This window comes from Clostridium rhizosphaerae (assembly GCF_016765585.1).
In the GTDB taxonomy this organism is placed as follows: Bacteria; Bacillota; Clostridia; order Clostridiales; family Clostridiaceae; genus Clostridium_AT; species Clostridium_AT rhizosphaerae.
This window is the reverse complement of record NZ_JAESWC010000008.1, coordinates 126315-151926: the sequence shown is the minus strand read 5'-3', so window position 1 is coordinate 151926 and position 25612 is coordinate 126315. Positions and strand designations below refer to the sequence as shown.

Below are 25612 nucleotides of genomic sequence, written 5' to 3'. Positions count from 1 at the left end.
ACTTAATAATTAATTATATAACCATAACACCACTTTACAAGTAATTTAAAATTACCAAAAAAATCATAGTACCAAATACCTCTTTATTATCAATACTAATTTTGAACAAACAGAGTATTTCTGTAGGAGGGATCTGGCACTCATGATTAGTATTGACGAAAAATCTATAATTAAAACAATAGAAAACTATTTAAGTGAATATCGTTCTATTTTTTATAAACTTAGCTTTCATATTTTTGTTTTGCTTATTACAGCTATACTTTCTACTCAAGAGGTTCGCTCAATAAGGTTTCTATATGATAATTTTATCAACAGATACTGGGATAAAGCTCTCAACTCTTTTTACTACTTTTTATCCTATACAAAATTCTCGGTAGAGAGTTTGATGTTTGCAACTGTAAAAGTAGCATTAACACTTATTCCAGAGGAACTTAAGTCATCTGTAACTATTTTCCTGATTACAGGTGATACTCTTCAAGCTAAATTTGGAGATAAATTTGATTGCTATGGCAAATTATTTGATCGTACAAAACATGATGGTACGTCTTTTTTAAATGGGCACTGCTTTGTATCTTTGGCTATAAGTATTCCAATCCTCGTTTATGGAAAAATCAAATATATAACATTACCTGTAGGGTATAAAATTTATGACAAAAGTGAAACCAAACTTGAAATAGCAGGTAATATGATACAAAATATAATGCCATTACTAAAGGATTATCAAGTTATAGTATTATGTGATAGCTGGTATACTAAAAAGCCTTTTCTAAATATATTGCAACAAAACAAATTTGTTTGATGATTCTGTTTTAGTAACAGTAACAACTACAGATACTGATAAATTTTCATCTGTTAGGGTATATATTTGCTCGATAGAGCCTGCAGATATATACTCATTTAGGAATTATTCTGTGGATAATTGTACAGTTAATAAAGAGAAATCAAACCTTATTCTATTTTTTACATATAAATTCAGATGGAATATTGAAGTGTTTTTCTATCAGCATAAATTCTTTTGGTCTTTTGGTAACTATATGGTAAGAAATAAAGAAGCGATAGAAAACTATACTAACTTACTGGCTATCGCCTATAACTTTGCAGTCATATTACCTTTCATACACAAGAGTTTCTCTAAATATAAATTTCAAAGTCCACAGGAGATTAAAAATGCTATCTCTTACCAAATATCAAAAGAATTAATATTAGGCACTTTCGTGCAAAAGATACAAAAGAGTGAAATTAATCAAGCGACTTTAGAGGCAATTAATTCCTGCATTGTTTAGATGAAGTTAGTTAATTTTATTGTAAAGTGGTGTAGGTCTATATTTAAATATGTAAATAATAAAAAGGCCATCACTTGCTTTTAATAGAGCTGTTCAAAGAGAGGATTGACTTTATAGTAGCGTTCACGAGAATTAGATTTTTATTTTTGCTCTTGATGAACAATTTGTAAGTACAGGTGCAAATATGCTTGTTGCCCATGAAAGGTCTAAATGACTTCTCATGGGCAACTTAGACTGTGGCAGCAGGTTTAAACTGTTTTGAGACAGCTGCTTTAAATACTTTCTACATTTTCAACAAACCAATCCATAGATAATATCTGCTCAAAGGAGGCTGTTTCCTCATTATTTATTCTAAGGTTCCCATCTCTATCGTAAATTGGTCCTGTAAAAGGATGATATGCATTGTTCATAATCATTTTTTTCATTAGGTTTACAAGTTTTTGAGTCTCTGGAGGTACAAGCTCCTTTGAATAAAAAATATCTACAACACCAGTATCAATTCCCCACCAAAAGTTTATAAGCTTTGGATTGTTACTGAACATATCAACAATAGTTTTAAAGGTGTTATTTAATATGTTTTTTAGTATTCTTTCGTAAAATATGCCCCAGTTCCATATAGGGGTTGCCAGATATTTATCCGGAACACCACGTTCTTTATCAATGGTGCACAGCATGGAATAAACACCAAAGTCTGTAGAAACAGGATGAGAAACCTCTAAGGTACGATTACAAATTATGTCTGCACCTTCTTTAATAAGCCTGCTTCCTGCATCCGTAAATTTTAAACGACTATTCCACTCGTTAGTGTAGGCTACTTTAACCTTGGCATAAGGATTAACCATTTTAGCGCCTAAAGCAAAGGCATTTATAGAGCTTATAACTTCAGGAGTGGGGCTTGTGGCAACATAACCTATTATATTGTCTTTTGTCATTGAGCCTGCAATAATTCCTGTTAAGAATCTAGGCTCATAGGTGCGGCCGTAATAATTGCTTACATGTGTGTACGGATGAGCTTCGGAGCAGTTGAAAAATCTTACCTGCGGAAATTCCAAAGCACATTTCAAGGTTGAATTTAAGTAAATAGGGCTGGTAGTAAAAATAATATCGTTACCGGCGTTTGCTAGAATTTTAAGCATCTTATAGGCATCACTGTTTTCAGGAACATTTTCTATGTAGCCGGTAGTTATCTGATCGCCAAGAACTTTTTCAAGATGAAGTCTTCCAAGCTCGTGTGAATAGGTCCAGCCTGAGCCCTCTATAGTTCTTGCATAAGCAAAGGCTACTTTTAATTTCTTTTTTGGAATAACTAAAGAAGTTAAGGTGTTGATCATTTTGTTTGGACTTACTTCTAATAGTTCTGTAGATAAATCTATACCTTCATCCTTTGATAAAACTTCAAGCTCCTTTAAAAATTCTTTCATTCTTAAAGTAAGCTTTTCTTCATTTGCTTTCTTAGGCATTCCATAGATTTTTGCGTATTCAAGGAAAGCATCGCCTGTTGTTATTTTAAGTCTGTCTCCTCCGTAAGATAAATATATTTTTCTAAAGGTATTGTAAATATATACTTCAAAGTATTTATATTTGTTATCAAAATAAGAGTTTTCAGGATTAAAATTATCAAATAGCTTAAGAAGCTTGTCAAAGCTGCCTTCTTTTGAAAACCATATTGAATAGAGGTTAGTTATTTTATTAAATTTAAGAAACTCATAATAAAGCCTGCTGTCTTTGCTGTTTTCATCAAGCTTCGGTATAAGTCTTGTTACCTTGGCAGAAATAGAGTAGGCATCAAAATATTTAAGCACACTTACTCTTTTATTGCCTTCGATTACGTAAAACCAATTCATATATTCATAAACTTTAATGGCATCTCTTATGCCCTCATGAAGATGAGCTTCACACAGTGAAGACCATTTTTCTCTAAACTCTGTTTCTATAAGAGGCATAAAGTTTCTTGCAAAAGAAAGACTTCTCAAATGAGTGTAAGTACCTATAGTTTTCTTAAGAGGAATTTCAATAAGACCTAAGTCCACTTGTGCAACTATTTCCGTATCTTTTAAAATACCTTCAAGGGAAGGTAGATATCCTATTTCACCACTGGAAATACTTCTATTATATTCTCTTACAGCCAGTTTCCTTGCTTCATCAAAGTGTTCATGACCATTTTTATCCATCATGCTTCCACCTCATTGTTAAATATTGTTAGATATAGTATAGCACACGAATGAAGAATGTAGAATGTAGAATGAAGAATTAATGAAAAAAATCCCTTAGGGGGTTTTTAAATGCATCTAATAAAAAAAGCCCCATAAGGGACTTTTTACCACCATTCTACATTATTAATTCTAAATTCTACATTAACTCAATACAGGTACTAAGTTCTTTTTTTAGTACCTGTATTGAGTTTTGGCGCTCTTGGAGGAATCAGGCACTTCTTATCATAACCTATAAGATCTTGTCTGTTAGCTTTTATTAAGGCTTCTTTCACCAGATTATAATTGTGAGGAAGATTGTATTGGAGCAGAGCTCTTTGCATATTTTTCTCTCTTTGATCCTTTGGAACGTATACTTTCTCTTTAGTGAACGGGTTTATTCCTGTATAGTAAATTGTAGTTGAAAGGCTTCCGGGGGTTGGGTAAAAGTCTTGAACCTGTTCCGGAGTATAGCCCATTTCCTTTATATAAAGTGCAAGCTCTATAGCAGCATTTAAATCGCTTCCAGGATGACTGGACATTAAATAAGGTACTAAAAACTGTTTTTTGCCAAGCTTTTCATTTACAGAATGATATTTATTAACAAATCTTTCGTAAACTTCTCTAGTTGGTTTTCCCATTTGAGCCAAAACTTTATCGCTTACATGTTCAGGTGCAACCTTTAACTGACCGCTTATATGATGCTTGCAGAGTTCTTCGAAAAACTCTTCATTTTTATCATAAATTAAATAGTCATATCTTATTCCGGAACGAATAAACACTTTTTTAACTCCGGGTAGTCTCCTTAATTTTCTTAAAAGGCTTAAATATTCAGTATGGCTTACTATTAAGTTCTTGCAAGGTTTAGGGTGCATACACTGCTTTGCTTTGCATACCCCGTGTTCCTCTTGAAGCTTGCATGATTTATGCCTAAAGTTTGCAGTAGGACCGCCTACATCATGGATATAGCCTTTGAAATCTTTATCTTTAATAATATCTTCTGCTTCCTTAACTATGGATTCCTGACTTCTATTTTGTATAGTTCTTCCTTGATGGAAGGTAAGAGCACAGAAGGAGCAGCTTCCAAAGCAGCCTCTATGACTTGTTATAGAAAATTTAACTTCGTTTATAGCAGGAATTCCGCCCTGAGCTTCATAGCTTGGATGATAAGTTCTTGCATAAGCAATATTATATACTCTGTCCATTTCTTCCTGAGTCATTGGAAGCTGAGGAGGATTTTGAACAATAAATCTGTCTCCATGTTTTTGAACTAAGGTTTTTCCTCTGATACCGTCTTGTTCATAAGATTCTAGTTTAAAGCTTTCTGCATAAGAGAGTTTGTCGGTTGAAACCTCTTCAAATGAAGGAACTTCTATATAATTTTTTAGTTCTTCAATATTCTTTGAAACATATGCAGTACCTCTTATGTTTGTCATTTTATCTATAGACATTCCATATTTTAATAAATTTGCAATTTCAATTATTGTTTTTTCACCCATACCGTAAGCAAGCAAATCAGCTTTGGAATCCAAAAGTATGCTTCTTCTTACTTTATCGGACCAGTAGTCATAATGAGCAAATCTTCTAAGACTTGCTTCAATGCCTCCAAGTATAATTGGCACATCTTTATAAGCTTCTTTTGCACGGTTTGAATAAACTATAACTGCTCTGTCTGGTCTGAAGCCGGATTTTCCTCCTGGAGAGTACAAGTCGTCGCTTCTTCTTTTCTTGGCAGCAGTATAGTGATTAACCATAGAGTCTATATTACCAGAGCTTATCAAAAATCCCAGTTTTGGTTTGCCGAGTCTTTTGAAATCCTCTACTGTATTCCAATCTGGCTGAGCAATTACCCCTACAGTAAAGCCTTCATCTTCAAGTATTCTGCAAATAACAGCAGTACTAAAGGAAGGATGGTCTACATAGGCATCACCGCTTATAAATACAAAATCTAATTGGTCTATTCCTCTATCTTGTAAGTCCTTCCTGTTTATAGGAAGAAATTTATTAGTAATGTTGTCTGATTGTTTTTTCATTAGGTTTCTCCTTATGATCTATACATAAATACATTTTAGTATATTGAATCCATTATATATTATCATAATTATATGGGTTATGAAATCTATTTTCTTTTAGAATTATTGCCTAAAAAAGTTATATAAAAACTTAATAATTTACAAAAGTAAAAGTTTTTGTGGTGTAAACTTTTACTTTAATAAAATATGATATATACTGTTTATAAGCTTATATGATGAAAATGGGGGATATTTTACGATGAATTTAAAGAAAAATTATAAAAAACTTATTGCAATTTTAATAACTGGAAGTGTAGCTTTAACGGGCTGCGGTGTTTTACCCAAGGAAGAGCAAACGCTTGCACCACCTTTAGTAAAACCTCAAAAGCAGGAATATGAACTGTATGATGTAGTTAAAAAAGATATAACAAAGGCAGTAAAAGGAAATGGTACTGTTGTATCATCTAATGAAAATAATTTGTTTACTAAGGAAAATGGAAAGAGACTTAAGAGTATAAAAGTGAAGTTTGGGCAGATGGTTAATAAGGGAGATGTTCTTTTAGAATTTGATACAAATGACCTTGAAAGTAATATAAAGCTTCAGGAACTAAGCCTTAAAAAGGCACAGATTAATAATGACCGGGCTTCTGCAGGGACAGATGAGTATGCAAAACAGCTTGCTGCTATTGATGTTCAAGTTGAAAAGACAAAACTTGATACTATGAAAAGTCAGCTTCAATCTTCGAAGCTTACTGCGTCTATAGGAGGAAAAGTTGATTTTATTGAAACTTTGAAGGAGGGAGATATTGTAGAGCCTTATAAGACTCTTGTTACTATTTCAGATCCCAATAAACTTCAAGTAAATTATAAGCCTTCAGATACTTCCGGTATAGCCAAGCTCCAGACCGGTCTTAAAGTAAATTTAAGCTTAAACGGAAAAAGTTATGAGGGAGTGGTAGCCCAGCTGCCTTCATCAGGAAAATATAAGGATTCGGCTGTTCTAGATTTTAAGGATGCTGTAAAGGATGTGAATCTAGGAGATTCCATGGAACTTAATATAACTCTTGAAACAAAGAAAAATACCATAGTTATTCCGAAGCAGGGACTGAAAAACTTTATGGGAAACAATACAGTGGAAGTTCTAGACGGCAATAAAAAGGTAAGTATAGATGTAGAAAAGGGAATAGAAAGCACAACGGAAGTTGAGATAATTTCAGGTCTAAAGGAAGGTCAGAAGGTAATATTAAATTAATGCGATATACGAAGTTGTACGTATTTTATGATACTGGGGGATTTTTATGGCTTTAATTAAGATGGTATTAAGAAAAATGGTTAAAAATAAATGGTTTATCATATTTTTAATGATAGGTCTTTTAATATGTTCTGCTTTAATGAGCAGTATACCAATGTATACAGATGCTGTGCTTCAGAAAGTTTTTATAAAGGATTTGGAAAACTATCAAAAAGAAAGTGAAGCGTACCCGGGAGGTTTTACAGCTCTTTTTTATTTAAATGACGGCTCTTTAGGCGATGTTCTTAAGGATGTGCAAGGAAATAATATTTTTGAAAACGATAATGTTAAAAAGTATTTTAATAAATACTATGAAGATTTTATAAAGACGGATGAATTTTTTAAGAAAGATTTTCAAAATAGAATAGGAATAAAAGTGCAGGAACAAGTTGTTAATTACTCAACTGAGCCAAGAAAGATGGTTCATGATAACTTCAAAGCAGGCGATTTTGACGACAATGCTTTTGCAAGGATTCAATCGTTAAGCAATATAGAAAAGCACATAAAGATTGTGGATGGAAGGCTTCCTGCTAATGAAAAGACCGATAATATTTATGAAGTTATGATAACTGAAGGTGCGCTAAGCAAATTTAAAATGGTTTTAAACAGGGTGTATGTATTAAGCGATGTTAACAAAAAAGGAATAGCAGACATCAAAATTAAACCAGTTGGGGTAGTAGGACCTAAAGAAGAGGATAATTTGTACTGGTCTGGAAACAAAATATCTAATTTTAATGAGTCCATAATTATTAACGAGGACTTGATGATAAAAGATTTTGTTAAAGCTCAGCCAACACAGCTGGATTCAGCAAAGTGGTATTCAGCACTGGATTACCATGATCTATCCCTTAAAAATATAAACAAGCTGTATTCAGGTGAGTATTCCATATCAAAGGATTTATCAGAGATAAGAAGCAGTACTAATATAAACTTTCCATTAAAGGACCTGACAACAAAATATCTTGGAAAAGAAAAACAGCTGAAGACTATGATGTGGTCTTTAAATGTACCTGTAATTATAATGCTTTCCATATACTTGTTTATGGTTTCAAAGCTTATAATTGAAAAGGAAAAAAATGAGATATCTCTTCTAATAAGCCGAGGAGCAAGCAGGCTTCAGGTAGTGTTTGGCTATGTTATAGAAGGAATGATATTAGCGTTGTTCGCCTTAGCTGTCGGGCCTCTTCTAGGTTTGTATTTAACCAAACTCTTAGGAGCCTCCAATGGTTTCTTAGAATTTGTAAACAGAAAAGCTTTGGAGGTTAAACTCAGCGGAAGCAGTTATATTTATGCTCTTGCTGCAAGCGGTATATTTCTTTTAGCACTGCTTATACCAGCTTACAAGGCAAGCCGTACAAGTATAGTAGATCATAAAAGGAAAAAAGCTAGAGGGGAAGAAAAAGCTTTTTGGCAAAAGCTTTTCTTAGATTTTATACTTTTAGGGGTTTCTGCTTATGGATATTATACTTTTGTTCAAAGACAAAAACTTATAAAAACTGCTGCATTATCCGGAAGTGATGTGCAAGTAGATCCTATATTATTTTTTGTTCCGGTATTATTTATATTAGGGGCTAGTCTCTTATTTTTAAGACTATACCCGTATATTCTTAAGCTTATTTATAAGCTTGGTAAAAGGTTTTGGAAACCGTCTATGTACGGAACTTTAATACAAGTATCTCGCTCTTCAGTAAGCTATCATTTTTTAATGGTCTTTATAATGCTTACGTTGTCTATTGGTATATTTAGCGCAACGGCTGCAAGAACGATAAATACTAACGATGAAGAGAAAATAGAATATAAAAACGGTGCGGATATAGCAATGAAGCTTATTTGGGATAGGGTAGATTCGGGAGGCACTGCTCCAGCACCTTATGGACAGTATGGCGGAAGCCAAACGAGCGGGGCGGCTTCTGCAAAAACTGCACAGTATATTGAACCGCCTTTTGATGCTTTTGAAAAGTTGCCTGGTGTTGAACATGCTGCAAGAGTATTTAAAAAGCAGGAAGCTTTTGCAAAGGCCGGAAACAAATCTATAAATAACGCCAATTTAATGGCTGTAGACCCTTATGACTATGGAAATGTAGTTTGGTATAGAAATGGTCTTTTACATTACCACATTAATGAGTATTTAAATTTACTATCTTCTGAAGAAGCTGCGTGTATAATCTCATCATCTATTAGTGAAAGTACAGGAGCTAAAGCTGGAGACAGCATAACAGTATCTTGGAATGGAAACAAAGAAGTAAAATTTAATGTATATGCAGTCTTGGATTACTGGCCATCTAATCTTCCTGAGGATAACAAAAAAGATGAAGAGGCAGGAGAAAATAAGTTTATAGTAACTAATTTAAATTATATACAGGATAACTTTCCAAAGGAACCATATGAAGTATGGCTGAAGCTTAAAAAGGATGCATCAAGAGAAGAATTATATAAAGCAATAGCTGACAACAAATTTATTATAGTCTCTAACCTTGTAGATACGAAAAATGATATTGTAAATCTAAAAAATAATCCAAGTCAGCTTGCTGTAAATGGATCTTTAACTATGGGATTTATAATAAGCGGTGTTGTTTGCTTTTTGGGTTTTATACTATATTGGGTGCTGTCTCTCAAGGAAAGAAATCTGCAATTTGGTGTTTTAAGGGCTATTGGATTATCTTCTATGCAGCTTAAGCTTATGATGATTTGGGAACAGCTCTTAACTTCTGGAATAGCGATGATTATTGGCAGCTTAATCGGGCTTTTGTGCAGCAAAATATATGTAGTGTTTTTCCAGCTTTCAGAAGGCTTTGCACAGCAGATACCACCTTTTAAAATTATGTCCTATTTAAGTGATAGACTTAAGGTATATGGTTTTATCGGCTTTACCTTTATATTAGGGCTTGGAATTTTAATTTATCTGCTTTCCAAAATAAAAATAAGCAACGTAATAAAGTTAGGAGAGGACTAAGCTATGGTTCCAATTATTAGTACTGAAGCTATAAGTAGAGAATTTCATGTAGGCAAAGATGTTGTACATGCTTTGAAAGATATAAATATAAATATAGAAGCTAAAACGTTGACAATACTAAAGGGGCGGTCTGGTTCAGGAAAAACCACCTTGATAAATATATTGGGCGGACTAGATAAACCTAGTTCAGGCAAACTTGTTTTTGATGGAGAAGAAATAACAAAGTTGACCTTAAATAAGATAGATAATATAAGAAGAAAACATATGGGCTTTATTTTTCAATCTTTTGCATTGATTTCGCTTATGTCTGCCTTTGAAAATGTAGAGTTTGCATTAAAAATTGCAGGTTATTCTTACAGTGAGGCTAAAAAGAGAGCTGAAGAGTGTTTAGAACTTGTTGGACTTACAAAAAGAATGCATCATAGGCCCCAGGAGATGTCTGGAGGCGAGCAGCAAAGAGTAGCAATTGCCAGGGCAATTGCTCACAATCCAAGAATTATATTTGCTGATGAGCCCACTGCAGAACTTGATTCTCATAATGCTGTTTTAGTTATGAAGCTTTTTAGGGATTTGGTTGAAAAAGAGGGCATAACTATCGTAATGACTACTCATGATCCTAATATGATGGAGCTTGGTGATTGTGTTATAACCTTAGAGGATGGTTTGGTTATAGAAGAAAAGCAAAATGAGCTTTTTAAAGGAGAAGCTAATAATGGTAGTATGTGAAAACTTAGTAAAGATATATAAGACAAAAGACATAGAGGTAGTTGCGCTGCAGGGATTGGATTTGAACGTTGAAGATGGAGAGCTTATGGCTATAATTGGCAGCAGTGGAAGCGGAAAGTCAACTCTTTTAAATATGCTTGGCGGTTTAGACAGACCTTCCGCAGGTACTCTCTTAGTAGATGGAAAAAATTTATTAAAGCTTACGGATAAAGAGCTTATCAAATATAAGAGAGAGACTGTAGGCTTTATATGGCAGAATAATGCTAGAAATCTAGTTAACTATTTAACTGCATTAGAAAATGTTGAGCTTCCAATGTATCTTACGGGAAAAAGAAAGAGGGAAAGAGCTGTAGAGCTTTTAGAAATGGTGGGACTTTCTCACAGAAAAAATAATAAGCTTTATGAGCTTTCAGGTGGAGAGCAGCAAAGAGTCGCTATAGCTATAGCGCTTTCTAATAGCCCAAGTTTTCTTCTAGCAGATGAACCAACAGGGGCATTGGACACTAGAACTTCCTCTCAGGTATTAGATGTTTTTAGAGATATTAACAAAAATTTAGGAGTAACTGTAATAATAGTAACTCATGACATGGAGCTTTCTAAAAAGGTTAATAGAGTTGTTGCTATAAGAGATGGAAGAACAAGCAGTGAATTTTTAATAAAAAGCTCCTATCTTGATGAGTTTAATTCTTTAAGCAGCGAGGAATTAAATAAAGAAACCATACAAAAAGAAGATACACATGAAGAACTTATTGTTATGGATCAAAATGGAAGGCTGCAAATACCAAAGGAATATTTAGAAGCTTTGGGCCTGAAAGGAAAGAATAAAGTTAAAGTTGAGCTGGTAGATAATCAAATTGTAGTTCATTCTAAGTAGACATAAAAATCAATGTGAGAATAAGAGAGAATGATAAATAGTAAGAGAAAACATGATGAAAACATTAACAATACAAATTTAATATAAAATAATAAACAAATTTAATTATTTTTAGCCTAATATAGTTGCATTTAAAGTTTTTTGTAATATAATTTATAGTGTAAAGAAAATATATTTGTTAGGTGAGGCTCCTATATGGATATACGCTGCTACCGGGAAACATCGAGAGATGCCAACTCATGGTCAACAGATACTACCGAATTAAGGTTTTATCTAATGCAGCTTAGACTTTTGTCTTACGCCCTATAGTGCTAAAACTCAACGAAAGCTATTGTTGAATTTTAGAGAGCCTTTGCGCTCTTTTTTTATTTTCTTTCATTTATAAACCAATATTTGGGCAAAATAATTATACTTATTGGGTGGTGAGATGAATGGACGGTGCCCCTCGATACGAGAGGACAATTTTAAAGCGAAAATTAAATACAGGCAGAGGGAGGCTGTTCTATTCTGATTAGGCATTCCTCTGCAAAAAGAGAGGAGAATGACTATGAAAAAGCTAACCAATTTCTTTTTAAGCAACATTTTATACAAGAAAGTTTATGATGAGTATGACGATGTTATTGGTAAGGTATGGGATATTTATGTAACTACGGAAGATGGATATCCAAGAGCAATTGGCTATAAGATAAAAAAGGATGGAGAAATCTTTAACTACGAATTTAGAAATATTGATTTCTATGAAGATGAAAGAGATATACTAATAAAAGTTAAGGATGCAAAGGAAATTATACCAAGAAGTTTTTCCTATCTTTTATCAAAACATCTTTTAGACAAACAGATTGTTGATATAAATGGCAAGAAGCTTGTAAGAGTTAATGACCTTAGAATGGGCGAGATAGCAGGAGAACTTAGAGTGCTTGCGGTTGACACAGGAGTTTTAGCTTTAGGAAGAAGACTTGGAATTGAAGGGGTTGTAAAAGGCTTCTATAATTTAATGAACAAAAATGCCTCCGATAGTTTGATAATGTGGGAAAGTGTTGAATCTCTTGAAATGGTAAATGATAATCTCAAGCTTACAGTTCCATATCAAAAGCTTTCAAAGCTTCATCCTGCAGACTTAGCAGATATATTAGAAGAAATGGATGTAAATTATAGAGCTAAGGTATTTGAAAGTCTAGATGAAGATTTAGCAGCGGATACCTTTGAAGAAATAGAGCCTGAAATTCAAAAGGATCTTTTAGAAAGCCTTAGTGAATCCAAAATGGTTGAGGTTTTTGACAGCATGCCAAATGATGAAATTGCGGATATACTTGATGAAGTAGATGAAGAAACAGCAGAAAAACTTCTTATGAGCATGGAAAAAGAAGACGCTGATGAAGTCAGAGTGCTTATGGAATATGAAGAGGAAACTGTTGGAAGTATAATGAATAAAGATTTTATAGCTTTTAATGTTAATATAACAACACAGGAAACTATAGAACTTTTAAGAGAACTTAAACCGGATGATGAAGTAGCTTACTATATATATATTGTTGATGAAGAAGAAAAGCTTAATGGGGTTGTATCGCTTAGAGATTTAATTGTTTCAGCTCCGGAAAACAAGCTTAAGGATATTATGGATACAAATGTAATAAAGGTTAAAGATGATGAAAGAATAGATGAGTCTATAGAACTTGCAGTAAAATATGACCTTCTTTCCATGCCTGTGGTTAATGAGGAAGATAAACTTTGCGGTATAGTAATAATGACGGATATTATAGATGAAGTCTTCCTTCCAACCTGGAGAAGACGTACTAAAAAAGTCAGTTAGAACTTTTTTAGTTTATGGAAAGAAGGTGCAGTAAATGAAGAAAAGATGGAACAAATTTTTATTTGTATTAACAATATTAGGACCAGGATTAATTACAGCCAATGCAGGAAATGATGCCGGTGGAGTAACTACTTATTCTGTTATTGGTGCACAATACGGATACTCAATGCTGTGGGGACTATTTGCAATAGGAATAGGTCTTGCAGTTATTCAGGAAATGAACGCAAGGATGGCTGTAGTTACAGGAAAAGGCTTATCAGATTTAATAAGAGAAAGATACGGTGTTAAACTTGCGTTCTTTGCGATGTTTGTACTATTAGTAGCTAATATAGGAGTTTGTATTGGCGATTTTGCAGGTATTGCGGCAAGTTTGGAATTATTTCATATAAGTAAATATTTTTCAATACCAATTATCACTTTCTTAATCCCTTTTATTTTAATGAAGGGAGATTACTCAACAGCTGAAAAGGTATTTCTAGGACTTACTCTTACATTTTTCAGTTATGTTATAACTGCATTTTTAGTAAAACCACATTGGCCAGAAGTTTTTACAAGTGTTGTACGACCAAATGCTAATTTTACAAAGGATTATTCTTTAGCCTTAATTGGAATGGTAGGTACAACCATAACTCCTTATATGCAGTTTTATCTTCAATCCTCTATTGTAGATAAGGGGATATCACTTAAAGATTACAAGTATGAGCAGCTGGATGTTTATTTAGGAACTTTTTGGGGAGTATTAACAGCCTTATTCATAACTATATGTACGGCAGAAACTCTTCATAAGTTTGGTATAAATATAAACACTGCTCAGGATGCAGCGTTAGCTCTTAAGCCTTTGGCGGGGAGTTATTCCTTTATTCTATTTGCAGTAGGACTTTTTGGAGCATCATTTTTAGCATGTTTTGTTATTCCACTTTCAACCTCTTATGCAGTTTGTGAAGCTTTTGGTTTTGAAAGCGGGTTAAATAATAAAATCAAAGAAGCACCGGTGTTTTTTGGTTTATTCTTATTTATCATTATTGTCAGTGCTATTATAGTACTATTTCCAGGAATATCTCTTATTAAAATAATTCTTGTAACTCAGCAGTTAGCAGGAATACTTTGTCCTGTAGTATTAATTTTTATGATTAATTTAGTCAATGATAAAGAAGTTATGGGAGAGCATACAAATAACAAACTTCAAAATTTTATATCAAAAACTACAGTTTTATTGATAATAGTTTTGACTGTTATTACGCTCGTAAGCTCCTTTTTATAAAATGCTATAAAACCTTGCAGTAAATATGCTGTGGGGTTTTTTTATTTTTAAGTTTTTTATAAGTAGTTCACTATAATATTTTAAATGTATTATTTTTAGCTATAAGCACAAACTATTTATGAATATTTGTATATGGTAATGAGGAGGGATAAGATGATAAAGAAAGTATTCAGCCTTAAGAAAATAGCTTTATATCTTGCTGTAATAATGATTACATACTTAGGAACTTCCACTTATTTTGCTCCAATCAATAATCCCGTTGGCGCGGTAGCATATAAATGGGGTTCAAGAGGTGTTATAGTAACTGAAATTCAAAGAAGGCTTAGAGCTTGGGGATATTATAGTGGCGGTTTAGATGGTGTATATGGCTATAACACTTATCTTGCTGTCAGAAGCTATCAGTCTAAAAATGGTCTTAAGGTTGATGGAATTGCTGGGGACAGCACTCTAAATTCCTTGGGTATAAATGCAGGACAGTATGCTGGTGGCCAAGGAGCTTCAACAGGGCAGACTACAGCAGCTGCTAATGTGGATAATTCTAATAATGCAGATGTTATGCTCTTAGCGAGACTGATTAATGGAGAAGCCAGAGGAGAACCATACGAGGGACAGGTGGCAGTTGGTGCAGTTATAATGAACAGGACTAGAGATGCTAGATTCCCGAGCACCGTTGCAGGAGTAATATATCAGCCGGGAGCTTTTACAGCCATAGTAGACGGACAAATACATGCACAAATGTATCCATCTTCGCTTAAAGCCGCAAGAGATGCATTAAACGGATGGGATCCATCTGGCGGAGCGGTATTTTATTATAATCCTGCAAAGACTACCAATGCATGGATATGGTCAAGACCTCTAATTAAAGTAATAGGAAGTCATAGATTTTGCAAATAAAAAAGGAATTTATTTCAATAAAGTGTTGACAAATTAAATAGATAGCATATAATATAAATATAGAAATCATAGTAATTTAGTCGGAAATGCTGTGAAGAAGGAAAGTAGCATAGATGGAACATACAGAGAGGATTCCCAAAGCTGAGAGGGTTTCTATGAAGAAGCTTATGTGAAGTGCCCTTCGGAGCTATGTGCCGAAATATAAATTTTAATTTATACAGTAGGCTGCATCGGGTTCACCCGTTATAGTGATAGAGCATGATAATGTGCTCGAGTAAGGTGGGATAATTTATCCAATTAGAGTGGAACCGCGAAGTTTAACTTCGTCTCTTATATTTATAAGAGGCGGAGTTTTTATTTTTTTATCCAGACTAACTCATAACCATGGGTGAGTATAGCCTGGATAATGGAAGTAAAAAATAAAATGAATATAAAAATAAAAATATAAAGGATTATAAGGAGGAAAAATCATGATATTTAATAATACATTGGAAATGGTAGGTAATACACCTTTATTAAAACTTAATAATATAGTAAAGGAAGGTATGGCTGAGATTTATCTTAAGCTTGAAAAGTATAATCCAGGCGGAAGTGTTAAAGATAGAGCAGCACTTGGAATGATAGAAAAGGCAGAAGAATTAGGTCTTATTAAAGCAGGTGATACAATAGTAGAGCCAACTAGTGGAAATACAGGAATAGCCTTAGCTATGATAGGAAGGCTTAAAGGCTATAGAGTTATTATAGTTATGCCTGAAACAATGAGTGTTGAAAGAAGAAGCTTAATAAGAGCCTATGGAGCAGAACTTGTTTTAACTGAAGGTGCTAAAGGAATGAAGGGTGCTATAGCAAAAGCACAAGAAATTGCTGAAAATGAAAAAGGCTTTTATATTCCTCAGCAGTTTATTAATGAGGCAAATCCAAACAAACATTATGCTACTACTGCTGAAGAAATAGTTAAGGATGTAACTGATTTAGATATGTTTGTTGCTGGTGTAGGTACAGGCGGAACAATATCAGGAGTTGGAAAGAGATTAAAGGAACTTAGACCAGAGGTTAAGGTCATAGCAGTTGAACCAGAAAAGTCTCCAGTTATTTCAGGAGGACAGCCTGGACCTCATAAGATACAAGGTATAGGAGCAGGGTTCATACCTGAAATATATAATAAAGAATTCGTAGACAAAGTATTTACTGCAAGCGAAGAAGAAGCTTTTGAAGCAGCAAGACTAGTAGCAAAAGAGGAAGGAATTCTTATAGGTATATCCTCAGGTGCCAATGTTGCAATTGCCATAAAGCTTGCTAAGGAACTAGGTGCAGGTAAAAAGATAGTAACAATAGCTCCAGATGGAGGAGAGAAGTATCTTTCAATGGGACTTTATGAATAAACTGCGTGGCAGTTTATTCAATTAAGAATGAAGAATGAAAAACATCATTCAATTCTTCATTCTTCAATCTTCATTCTTAATTAAACAGAAAGGGGGGGACACTATGTTCAAAAATTTAAAGTATGATATAAAAAATATACTAGAAAATGATCCTGCAGCAAATAGTGCTTTTGAAGTGTTATTATTGTATCCATCAATACATGCAATGATGTTTCATAGAATGGCTCACAGATTATATAAAAGTAAGTTATTTGTTCTAGCAAGATTAGTTTCTCAGTTCAGCAGATTTTTAACAGGTATTGAAATTCATCCTGGAGCAAAGATAGGCAGAGGATTATTTATAGATCACGGCATGGGTGTTGTTATTGGTGAAACAGCAGAGATAGGTAATGATGTAACAATATACCATGGTGTTACTATTGGGGGAACTGGAAAGGAAAAAGGAAAAAGACATCCAACTATTGGAGATAATGTAATCATTGGTACTGGAGCAAAGGTTTTAGGACCAGTATATATAGGAGATAATGCTAAAATAGGAGCAAATGCAGTAGTGCTTAAGGATGTTCCATGCAATTCAACAGCTGTAGGGATACCTGCCAAGGTTATATCAGCAAAATCTAATACAATAATAGAGATAAAAGACTACAGAGGAAGAAAACAAAAGATTTATAATGAAATGATTATTTAGTTTAGCTTAGGTGAAAAAAGTGATAAACTTAAGAAAAGATATTTAAAGGAATGAATATTATAATGAATTATAAAGAAAGCATAGTTGATTTTTGTAAGCATTTAGGTCTTGATACAATTGGATTTTGTGAGTGCAGAGTTTTTGAAGAATTAAGATCCTTTTACGAGGAAAGAAAGCTTAATAATCAAGAAAATGAGTTTGAAGAGCAAGATATAGAAAAGAGAATTAATCCTTTTAATAATATGGAGAATGGAAAAACAATTATATCAATAGCTTTTCCTTATTTGTACGAAGACAAGGAAGATCCTAAGATTTATTTTTCAAAATACACTAGAGGAAAAGACTATCATCAGGTAGTCTCTTATTATTTAAAACAGGTTTGTGAATTCATTGAAAGTTTAGGGGGAGAGGCAAAGTATTTTGTTGACAGCAATACACTGCCGGAGAGATATATTGCTTATTTATGCGGAATAGGTTTTATAGGTAAGAATAATATGGTTATAACAGAGAAGTATGGTTCTTATGTTTTTTTAGGAGAAATTATAACGGACCTTGAGCTTAGGAGAGATAAACCAATTGAGCAAAAATGCGGGGAATGTACATTATGTTTAAAGGAGTGTCCAACAAAGGCTGTAAATAGAGCCGGAAGTTTCCCTAATATATGTTTATCATATATAACTCAGAAAAAACAAATTGAAGATATTTGGTTTGAAAAACTTAGTGGAAGAATGTTTGGCTGTGACAGCTGTCAAAATGTGTGCCCATTTAATATAGATATTAAATTATCTCAAATTGAACAATTTAAACCTTATGAATATATGAAAGATATTAGCTTAGAAGAGCTGATTAATATAGATAATAGTATTTTTAAAGAAAAATATGCTGTAACCTCATGCGGCTGGAGAGGCAAAAATATTCTTCAGAGAAATGCCCTTATTAATTCAGCTGTAGTAAATAAGAAGCTTCCTATAGATGAAAAAGCAATAAATTCACCTTTTGTAAAAGATTATTATCATAGACTTTTAAAAAAAATGCAATTATAATATAGTTAGATTTATTTATGAAAGGTGGAGCATAAGGTGATTTCTCCAAAACTTGCAAAGCTTATACAGTATTTGCCAGACGGATTAGTAAACTATATGGCTAAAAAAGTAATAGATAGTATAATCAATAAATATGTTGATTTAAAGATAGAAGGTATAGAAAATTTAAACCATATTAAAAAGCCTGTAATTTTTATATGTAATCATTTAAGTAACTCTGATGCACTTATTCTAAATAAAATTTTAAAAGAGCAGGATGTTACTTTTGTAGCTGGAGTAAAGCTTACTGAAAATCCTACTACAAATATAGGAATAAGAATAATAAAAACTACAGTTTTAAAACCTAATACGGCTGATAAAGAAGGACTGACTAGAATAATAAACATAGTTAAGGGTGGAAATAATATATTGCTATTTCCAGAGGGGACACGCAGTAGGACCGGAAGCATGATTGAAGCAAAAAAGGGCTTACTTTTGATTGCAAGAGTTACAGGAGCTCCTATGATACCTATCGGCATACATGGTACCGAAAAATTTTTGCCTATTAATGACAGCGGTAATATGGCTTCGGAAAGTTTTCATCATGCTAAGATAGGAGTAACAATTGGCAAACAAATAAGTCTTTCAGAAAGAGAAAAAGATGAAAGTAAAGCAGATTATGAAACAAGAGCTTTGACAAATATGATGAAGGCTATTTCAGAGCTTGTTCCTGAAGAATATAAGGGAGTATATAAATAGAAGATTAATAACATAATACAGCTATCATGCTGTATTTTTTAATGTTAAATATTCCATTTAATGAAATATAACCATCATGTATTTTTCTTGTTGCAAATTTGCTTGCATTTTTATATACTATATATGTTGGTGAAAATAATTAAATACATATAAAATAAATATAAGTATAGGAGGAAGGACCATGGGAAGTAAAGCTTTACAAAAATTTCTAACAGAGAATTTGGAAGACTTAAGAAGCAAGGGACTTTATAACGTAATTAATACTGTAAAGGGTGGAAATGGACCTGTTATAGAGATTAATGACAAGAGACTTATTAATCTATCCTCAAACAACTATTTAGGGCTTGCAGGAAATAAAAGAATGATTGAAGCATCAATAAAAGCAACAGAAAAGTATGGTGTTGGTGCTGGAGCTGTAAGAACTATAAACGGAACTTTAGACATTCATGATGAACTTGAAGAAAAATTAGCTAAATTTAAACATTCAGAGGCAGTTATTGTATTCCAGTCTGGATTTAACTGTAATATGGGAGCTATTTCAGCAGTTATGAACAAAAAGGATGCAATACTTTCTGATTCTTTAAATCATGCATCAATTATAGATGGCTGCAGACTTTCAGGAGCTAAAATAATAAGATTTGAACATGCTGACATGAATGATTTGAGACAAAAGGCTAAAGAAGCTAAAGAATCAGGTCTTTATGAAAAGTTGATGGTAATAACTGATGGTGTATTTTCTATGGATGGAGATATAGCTCCACTGAAGGAAATAGTTGAAATAGCTGAAGAATTTGACTTAATAACTTATGTAGATGATGCACATGCTTCAGGTGTACTTGGATGGCACGGAAGCGGTTCTGCAACTCACCATGATTTAGTAGGAAAGATTGACTTCCAAATAGGAACACTTTCTAAGGCTATTGGTGTAGTAGGAGGATATGTTGCTGGTTCAAAGGATTTAATAGACTGGTTAAAGGTTAGAGCAAGACCATTCTTATTCTCAACAGCTATGACTCCATCATCTTGTGCTGCAGTAATCGAAGCTATTAACATATTAACTGAAAGTGATGAACTGGTTAAAAAGGTTTGGGAAAACGGAAATTATTTAAAGAAGGGCTTAAAGGAGTTAGGCTTTGACATTGGACATAGTGAAACTCCAATAACTCCATGTATAATTGGAGATGCTGATAAGGCACAAGAGTTTAGCAGAGAGCTTTTTGAAGAAGGAGTATATGCTAAATCAATAGTATTCCCAACAGTACCTCTTGGAACAGCAAGAGTTAGAAATATGCCTACTGCTGCTCATACTAAAGAAATGTTAGATGAAGCAATAGCAGTATATGCAAAGGTAGGAAGAAAATTAGGAATAATAAAATAAGAATATATATTTATTAGAATATATAAATACAAGCTTTATATGATAAAAATGTGGAGGCAGGGGTAAGATGAAAAAGATACTTGTAACTGGAGCACTAGGTCAAATAGGTTCAGAATTAACAATGCACATGAGAAACATATACGGAGCTAATAATGTTGTAGCTACTGATATTAGAAGAATAGAAGGACATGAAACTGTAGAGAGCGGTCCGTTTGAAGTTCTAGATGTAACAAATGCTAAGCAAATGGCTGATTTAGCTAAAAAATATAATGTAGATTCTATAATACATTTAGCAGCACTTTTATCAGCAGTAGCAGAAGCAAAACCAGTATTAGCATGGGAAATCAACATGGGAGGACTTTTTAATGCTCTTGAAGTTGCAAGAGAATTAAATACAGCCTTCTTTACACCAAGCTCAATTGGAGCTTTCGGACCTGGAACTCCAAAAATAAAAACACCACAGGATACAATTCAACGTCCACAAACAATGTATGGTGTAACAAAAGTTTCAGGAGAACTTCTTTGTGATTATTACTTTAAGAAATTTGGTGTAGACACAAGAGGAGTACGTTTCCCAGGACTTATTTCCTATACAACACCTCCAGGAGGCGGAACTACTGACTATGCAGTAGATATATATTATGAAGCGCTTAAAAGCGGCAAGTATACTTCCTTCATAGGAGAAGGAACATATATGGATATGATGTATATGCCTGATGCTTTAAATGCTATCGTAACTTTGATGGAAGCAGACTCATCAAAACTTATACACAGAAATGCCTTCAATATTACAGCAATGAGCTTTGAGCCATCACAAATTGCTGCAGAAATCAAGAAACATATACCTAATTTTGAAATGAGTTATGATGTAGATCCTGTTAGACAGGCTATAGCAAATTCATGGCCAGATTCTATAGATGACAGTGCAGCTAAAGCAGAGTGGGGCTTTAATGCTAAGTATGATTTAGCTTCAATGACATCAGATATGCTTTTAAAGTTAAGAGAAAAATTAAATATTAAATAATTCAATTTATACAAAAGAGATTCTATTGCAGAGTCTCTTTTTAATTTCCAAGTTTTTATGAAAATTAAGGCTAAATATGAAATTACTGTGTTATAATAAATACATTACTTTAAATTGAAATACTTAGGAGGATATCATAATGGATTTTTTAATTCAAGGTATAGGAGCAATAACCATTAAGCATGTGGTTATGTGGGCTATAGGTGGAATACTTATTTACCTTGCAATAGCTAAGGATTTTGAGCCTGCACTTCTTTTACCAATAGGCTTTGGAGCGATATTAGTTAACATACCTTTATCCGGGGCAATTACTCAAAATATAAATGGCAAAGAAGTTGAGGGAATACTGGATGTTTTATTTAAAGGTGGAATTGCTACAGAAATGTTTCCACTGCTTTTATTTATAGGTATAGGTGCAATGATAGATTTTGGACCTCTTCTTTCAAATCCATTTATGCTTTTATTTGGAGCAGCAGCTCAATTTGGTATATTCTTTACCATTGCAGCAGCAGCACTTCTGGGATTCAGTATTAAGGATGCGGCTTCAATCGGTATCATAGGGGCGGCTGATGGGCCAACCTCAATATTTGTAGCCAATTATTTTAACAGCAAGTACATAGCACCAATTACGGTTGCAGCTTATTCTTATATGTCTTTAGTACCTGTAATTCAGCCTTTTGCAATTAAGCTTGTTACTACCAAAAAGGAAAGACAAATAAGGATGCCATATAAACCTGAAAGCATATCAAAACGAACAAAAATATTATTTCCAATTGTTGTTACAGTTATAGCAGGTCTTATTGCACCAACTTCTGTTGCACTTATAGGATTTTTGATGTTTGGAAATCTTATCAGAGAATGCGGTGTACTGGACAGATTATCTGAAACAGCACAAAAGGATTTAGTTAATATAATAACTCTTTTACTTGGAATAACTATAGCTTCATCTATGAGAGCAGAAACCTTTGTAACTTTGCAGACTGCTATGATAATAGGCTTAGGATTAATAGCCTTCATATTTGACACTATTGGAGGAGTTCTTTTTGCTAAATTCTTAAATCTGTTTTTAAAGAACAAGGTTAATCCAATGGTAGGAGCAGCCGGAATTTCGGCTTTCCCAATGTCGGCTAGAGTTATTCAAAAGATGGCACAGAAGGAAGATAATCAAAACTTTATACTTATGCATGCAGTTGGAGCAAATGTAGCAGGGCAGATAGCTTCTGTTATTGCCGGCGGCATAATATTAAATATTATTAAATGATGATAAAGGCGGGAGAAGATTATGAGTGCTGAAGTTTATAAAAACTTTATAGATGCCCTCTTTGTTATGCTGAAGGGCATGGGCGGTATTTTTATAGTTCTTATTGCAATTTATTGCTCTATAAAATTTTTAGTAAAGATGTTTCCGGAAAAAAGATAAGTTCAAATAGTCTATATCTTAATTGTAATAATTAGGAATAGACTATTTTTTTATCAATATGGTAAAATAATAAATGCGAGGGTAAAAGGTCTAAATGACCTTTTACGGGCGGCTTGTGAGTGGGAGCGAACATGTTCAGGCCGCCCAGTGTTTCGATTGAAAGGAGAAAGCTAAAAAATGAAAAAAAGTGACGTTAAAGAAGTTTTAGATCTTTTAGAATATAGATATCCGGATGCAGAGTGCGAGCTTGTTCACAGCAATCCATTTGAGCTTTTAATAGCAACAGTTTTAAGTGCTCAAACCACAGATAAAAAAGTTAATCAGGTTACGGAAAGAATGTATAAAAAATATAATACTCCTGAGGCTTTTTCAAAGCTTAAGCAGGAGGAACTTGAAGTGGAAATAAAAGAAATAGGGCTTTATAGAAATAAGGCTAAAAATATTATTGCATTATCACAGATGCTTATTGATGAATATGGAGGAGAAGTTCCAAAGACAAAGGAAGAATTAGTAAGACTTCCTGGGGTAGGAAGAAAAACTGCAAATGTAGTAGTAAGCAACGCTTTTGGAGTGCCGGCTATTGCTGTGGATACTCACGTATTTAGAGTATCAAACAGAATTGGGCTTGCAAACAGCGATGATGTTGTAGAAACAGAAGAGCAGCTCATGAAGATTATACCAAAGGATAGATGGACTAAGGCACATCATCTTATAATATTCCATGGAAGAAGAACCTGTGAAGCAAGAAAACCTAAATGTGAGGAATGCTCTATAGCACATTTGTGCAAATATAAATTGAAACTTGATAAGAAAAAATAAATATTTTAGTTTTGGAGATGGTTTGTACATTAATACCATCTCTTTGCTTTGTCAATAGGTTTTCAGTAAAAAAACAAATTGAATTAGCACTATTCAGGGGGTATAATATTTCTTGTTATATAGAGTTTTAATTTGTTGATATATGTCTAGTGTTTCCAGGGAAAGGGGAAAAAATCGTGAGCGAATATTTAGAGTTTTTTCAGTTAATAAGCAGAAACAGAAGGGAAGAGGAAATAATGAATGCTGTTATTATAGATGGACCAGTTGGAGTAGGAAAAACAAGCTTAATGGATATACTTATTGAGGAGTTTGGATACAAGCCTTTCTTGGAACCAGTCACTGATAATCCTTTACTTGATAAGTTTTATTACAACAGAAAGAGATATTCCTTTCCTCTTCAAATTTTCTTTTTAAATAGAAGATTTGCAATACTTAAAGAGGCAGCTAAAATTGATGGGTCTGTTATGGATAGAAGTATATATGGAGATGTAATATTTGCTAAAATGCTCTGCGAAGGTGGAGATATGGAGAAAGAGGAATATGCTTTATATAAGGAACTTCTTGCAAACATGCTTGAACATGTTCAACCTCCTAAGCTCATGATTTATTTGGAGACAAGTGTTGATTGTGAAATTAAGAAGATTAAAAAAAGAGGAAGAGACTATGAGCAAATAGTTGAAAGAGAATACTGGGAAAAACTTAATAATGAATATCAAGAGTATTTTGGATATTATAATGTATCACCTTTATTAAAGATAAATACTGATAATATAGATTTTGTTAATAATGAGGAAGACAGGAAATACATAATTAATCTAATAAAAGAAAAGCTAAAAGAAATAGATAAACTTAGTTATAATCAGGAATTGGTAGCAGCTGAGTAATTTTGTCTTTATGATAATGTTAGAAAGGAATTGTGAGAGGATATGAATAAAAAAGTAGGCTTTATAGGCTGTGGAAATATGGCTCAGGCAATGATTGGCGGTATTGTTAAATCAGGAATAGTTTCTAAGGACAGTATTATTGGAAGCAATTCAGGAGACAAAAATTTAAATATAACAAAAGAAAAGTATGGTATAGAGACAACAAAAGATAATAAGGAAGTTGCTAAGGTAGCTGATATTCTTATATTAGCAGTAAAACCACATATGTATCCTGCAGTTATAGAGGAAATAAAAGATTATGTTAAAGAAAATACAGTAATCGTTACAATTGCAGCTGGCGTAACAATAAGTTTTATGGAAAAAGCCTTTGGGAAAAAGCTTAAGGTAGTAAGAACTATGCCTAATACTCCTGCAATGGTTGGAGAAGGTATGAGTGCTGTATGTTATAATGATATAGTAACTGAAGAAGAACTCAATGAGGTTGTAAGACTATTTGAAAGCTTTGGAAAAGTAGAGATAATAAGTGAAAAACTTATGGATGCTGTTCCGGCAGTAAGCGGATCCTCGCCTGCTTATGTATATATGTTTATAGAGGCTTTAGCAGATGGAGCTGTGCGGGATGGTGTTCCCAGAGCAAAGGCTTACAGCATGGCTGCTCAGGCTGTACTTGGTGCTGCCAAGATGGTGCTTGAAACAGGAGTGCATCCAGGTCAGTTAAAGGATAATGTATGCTCTCCTGGAGGAACAACTATAGAAGCTGTGTACGCTTTAGAGAAAAATAACTTTAGAGGAACAATTATGGAGGCTATGAAAGCCTGTACTGATAAAAACCTCGCAATGACTAAGAATAATAATTAATTTTTAGATTATAATTTAAGCTGTATTGATTTATACAGCTTTTTTTCATATAATATTTATTTAGTAAGAAATGATTATTAAGTCT

General features: G+C 33.4%; 20 protein-coding genes, 1 pseudogene, 1 riboswitch and 1 other annotated feature. Of the genes and pseudogenes, 19 read left to right on the top strand and 2 right to left on the bottom strand.

From position 1 onward, the window contains the following. Positions 1-142 precede the first annotated feature (142 nt). Positions 143-1297: pseudogene (locus JK636_RS24215) on the top strand (IS701 family transposase). A 258-nt stretch (positions 1298-1555) separates the two neighbouring features. On the opposite strand, the gene JK636_RS13445 reads toward JK636_RS24215, so the two are convergent. After that, complete coding sequence (locus JK636_RS13445; protein WP_202749527.1) at positions 1556-3454, bottom strand: BMP family ABC transporter substrate-binding protein; 1899 nt, start codon at positions 3452-3454, stop codon at positions 1556-1558. A 200-nt stretch (positions 3455-3654) separates the two neighbouring features. Next, positions 3655-5505: a YgiQ family radical SAM protein gene (locus JK636_RS13440; protein ID WP_207751754.1), complete on the bottom strand. Its 1851-nt coding sequence runs from the start codon at positions 5503-5505 to the stop codon at positions 3655-3657. Between the two features lie 238 nt (positions 5506-5743). Here JK636_RS13440 and JK636_RS13435 point away from each other — a divergent pair, with 238 nt between their 5' ends. The 18 genes from JK636_RS13435 (at position 5744) to proC (ending at position 25527) form a co-directional block, all read left to right on the top strand. After that, positions 5744-6736 carry an efflux RND transporter periplasmic adaptor subunit gene (locus JK636_RS13435; RefSeq protein WP_202749526.1) on the top strand — a complete coding sequence of 331 codons (993 nt, stop codon included), beginning with the start codon at positions 5744-5746 and terminating at the stop codon, positions 6734-6736. Positions 6737-6782: 46 nt separating this feature from the next. After that, positions 6783-9728 (top strand): ABC transporter permease, encoded by a 2946-nt coding sequence (locus JK636_RS13430; protein ID WP_202749525.1) that lies wholly within the window; start codon positions 6783-6785, stop codon positions 9726-9728. 3 nt (positions 9729-9731) lie between these two features. Continuing rightward, entirely contained in the window at positions 9732-10454 is a 723-nt protein-coding gene (locus tag JK636_RS13425; RefSeq protein WP_202749524.1) for an ABC transporter ATP-binding protein, read from the top strand. Further along, positions 10441-11328, top strand: coding sequence for an ATP-binding cassette domain-containing protein (locus JK636_RS13420; RefSeq protein ID WP_202749523.1), 888 nt, complete (start codon positions 10441-10443; stop codon positions 11326-11328). The genes JK636_RS13425 and JK636_RS13420 overlap by 14 nt, the downstream gene beginning before the upstream one ends. A 167-nt stretch (positions 11329-11495) precedes the next feature. Continuing rightward, positions 11496-11664: riboswitch (M-box (ykoK) riboswitch) on the top strand. A gap of 211 nt (positions 11665-11875) precedes the next feature. Then, positions 11876-13138: a magnesium transporter gene (locus JK636_RS13415; RefSeq protein WP_202749522.1), complete on the top strand. Its 1263-nt coding sequence runs from the start codon at positions 11876-11878 to the stop codon at positions 13136-13138. Between the two features lie 34 nt (positions 13139-13172). Beyond that, positions 13173-14399 carry an Nramp family divalent metal transporter gene (locus tag JK636_RS13410; RefSeq protein WP_202749521.1) on the top strand — a complete coding sequence of 409 codons (1227 nt, stop codon included), beginning with the start codon at positions 13173-13175 and terminating at the stop codon, positions 14397-14399. A gap of 153 nt (positions 14400-14552) precedes the next feature. Next, positions 14553-15293, top strand: coding sequence for a spore cortex-lytic enzyme (gene sleB, locus JK636_RS13405; RefSeq protein WP_202749520.1), 741 nt, complete (start codon positions 14553-14555; stop codon positions 15291-15293). 82 nt (positions 15294-15375) lie between these two features. Continuing rightward, positions 15376-15627 (top strand) — a binding site (T-box leader). 136 nt (positions 15628-15763) lie between these two features. Next, positions 15764-16675 (top strand): cysteine synthase A, encoded by a 912-nt coding sequence (gene cysK, locus JK636_RS13400; RefSeq protein WP_202749519.1) that lies wholly within the window; start codon positions 15764-15766, stop codon positions 16673-16675. A gap of 103 nt (positions 16676-16778) precedes the next feature. Then, positions 16779-17363 (top strand): serine O-acetyltransferase EpsC, encoded by a 585-nt coding sequence (epsC, locus tag JK636_RS13395; RefSeq protein WP_202749518.1) that lies wholly within the window; start codon positions 16779-16781, stop codon positions 17361-17363. 62 nt (positions 17364-17425) lie between these two features. Further along, entirely contained in the window at positions 17426-18406 is a 981-nt protein-coding gene (gene queG / locus JK636_RS13390) for a tRNA epoxyqueuosine(34) reductase QueG (RefSeq protein WP_202749517.1), read from the top strand. 36 nt (positions 18407-18442) lie between these two features. Next, positions 18443-19144 (top strand): 1-acyl-sn-glycerol-3-phosphate acyltransferase, encoded by a 702-nt coding sequence (locus JK636_RS13385; RefSeq protein ID WP_202749516.1) that lies wholly within the window; start codon positions 18443-18445, stop codon positions 19142-19144. 181 nt (positions 19145-19325) lie between these two features. Then, the gene (locus JK636_RS13380) at positions 19326-20522 is read left to right on the top strand and encodes a glycine C-acetyltransferase (RefSeq protein ID WP_202749515.1); all 1197 of its coding nucleotides are present in this window, start codon (positions 19326-19328) and stop codon (positions 20520-20522) included. A 67-nt stretch (positions 20523-20589) separates the two neighbouring features. Then, positions 20590-21546, top strand: coding sequence for an L-threonine 3-dehydrogenase (locus JK636_RS13375; RefSeq protein ID WP_202749514.1), 957 nt, complete (start codon positions 20590-20592; stop codon positions 21544-21546). A gap of 139 nt (positions 21547-21685) precedes the next feature. Continuing rightward, positions 21686-22807 carry a sodium ion-translocating decarboxylase subunit beta gene (locus JK636_RS13370; protein ID WP_202749513.1) on the top strand — a complete coding sequence of 374 codons (1122 nt, stop codon included), beginning with the start codon at positions 21686-21688 and terminating at the stop codon, positions 22805-22807. Positions 22808-22828: 21 nt separating this feature from the next. After that, the gene (locus tag JK636_RS13365) at positions 22829-22966 is read left to right on the top strand and encodes an OadG-related small transporter subunit (RefSeq protein WP_202749512.1); all 138 of its coding nucleotides are present in this window, start codon (positions 22829-22831) and stop codon (positions 22964-22966) included. Between the two features lie 177 nt (positions 22967-23143). Continuing rightward, the gene (gene nth / locus JK636_RS13360; protein WP_202749511.1) at positions 23144-23785 is read left to right on the top strand and encodes an endonuclease III; all 642 of its coding nucleotides are present in this window, start codon (positions 23144-23146) and stop codon (positions 23783-23785) included. 236 nt (positions 23786-24021) lie between these two features. Then, on the top strand, positions 24022-24669 hold the full coding sequence (locus JK636_RS13355; RefSeq protein WP_202749616.1) for a deoxynucleoside kinase: 648 nt from the start codon (positions 24022-24024) through the stop codon (positions 24667-24669). A 42-nt stretch (positions 24670-24711) separates the two neighbouring features. Then, positions 24712-25527 carry a pyrroline-5-carboxylate reductase gene (gene proC, locus JK636_RS13350; protein ID WP_202749510.1) on the top strand — a complete coding sequence of 272 codons (816 nt, stop codon included), beginning with the start codon at positions 24712-24714 and terminating at the stop codon, positions 25525-25527. Positions 25528-25612 lie beyond the last annotated feature (85 nt).

Bases quoted from the DNA above. Each gene is read 5' to 3' on its own strand.
- JK636_RS13445 (WP_202749527.1), bottom strand. From the start codon at position 3,454: ATGGATAAAAATGGTCATGAACACTTTGATGAAGCAAGGAAACTGGCT.
- JK636_RS13420 (WP_202749523.1), top strand. From the start codon at position 10,441: ATGGTAGTATGTGAAAACTTAGTAAAGATATATAAGACAAAAGACATA.
- epsC (WP_202749518.1), top strand. From the start codon at position 16,779: ATGTTCAAAAATTTAAAGTATGATATAAAAAATATACTAGAAAATGAT.
- JK636_RS13415 (WP_202749522.1), top strand. From the start codon at position 11,876: ATGAAAAAGCTAACCAATTTCTTTTTAAGCAACATTTTATACAAGAAA.
- sleB (WP_202749520.1), top strand. From the start codon at position 14,553: ATGATAAAGAAAGTATTCAGCCTTAAGAAAATAGCTTTATATCTTGCT.
- JK636_RS13410 (WP_202749521.1), top strand. From the start codon at position 13,173: ATGAAGAAAAGATGGAACAAATTTTTATTTGTATTAACAATATTAGGA.
- JK636_RS13425 (WP_202749524.1), top strand. From the start codon at position 9,732: ATGGTTCCAATTATTAGTACTGAAGCTATAAGTAGAGAATTTCATGTA.
- JK636_RS13365 (WP_202749512.1), top strand. From the start codon at position 22,829: ATGAGTGCTGAAGTTTATAAAAACTTTATAGATGCCCTCTTTGTTATG.
- nth (WP_202749511.1), top strand. From the start codon at position 23,144: ATGAAAAAAAGTGACGTTAAAGAAGTTTTAGATCTTTTAGAATATAGA.
- JK636_RS13380 (WP_202749515.1), top strand. From the start codon at position 19,326: ATGGGAAGTAAAGCTTTACAAAAATTTCTAACAGAGAATTTGGAAGAC.
- queG (WP_202749517.1), top strand. From the start codon at position 17,426: ATGAATTATAAAGAAAGCATAGTTGATTTTTGTAAGCATTTAGGTCTT.
- JK636_RS13355 (WP_202749616.1), top strand. From the start codon at position 24,022: ATGAATGCTGTTATTATAGATGGACCAGTTGGAGTAGGAAAAACAAGC.
- JK636_RS13370 (WP_202749513.1), top strand. From the start codon at position 21,686: ATGGATTTTTTAATTCAAGGTATAGGAGCAATAACCATTAAGCATGTG.
- JK636_RS13375 (WP_202749514.1), top strand. From the start codon at position 20,590: ATGAAAAAGATACTTGTAACTGGAGCACTAGGTCAAATAGGTTCAGAA.
- JK636_RS13435 (WP_202749526.1), top strand. From the start codon at position 5,744: ATGAATTTAAAGAAAAATTATAAAAAACTTATTGCAATTTTAATAACT.
- cysK (WP_202749519.1), top strand. From the start codon at position 15,764: ATGATATTTAATAATACATTGGAAATGGTAGGTAATACACCTTTATTA.
- JK636_RS13430 (WP_202749525.1), top strand. From the start codon at position 6,783: ATGGCTTTAATTAAGATGGTATTAAGAAAAATGGTTAAAAATAAATGG.
- proC (WP_202749510.1), top strand. From the start codon at position 24,712: ATGAATAAAAAAGTAGGCTTTATAGGCTGTGGAAATATGGCTCAGGCA.
- JK636_RS13440 (WP_207751754.1), bottom strand. From the start codon at position 5,505: ATGAAAAAACAATCAGACAACATTACTAATAAATTTCTTCCTATAAAC.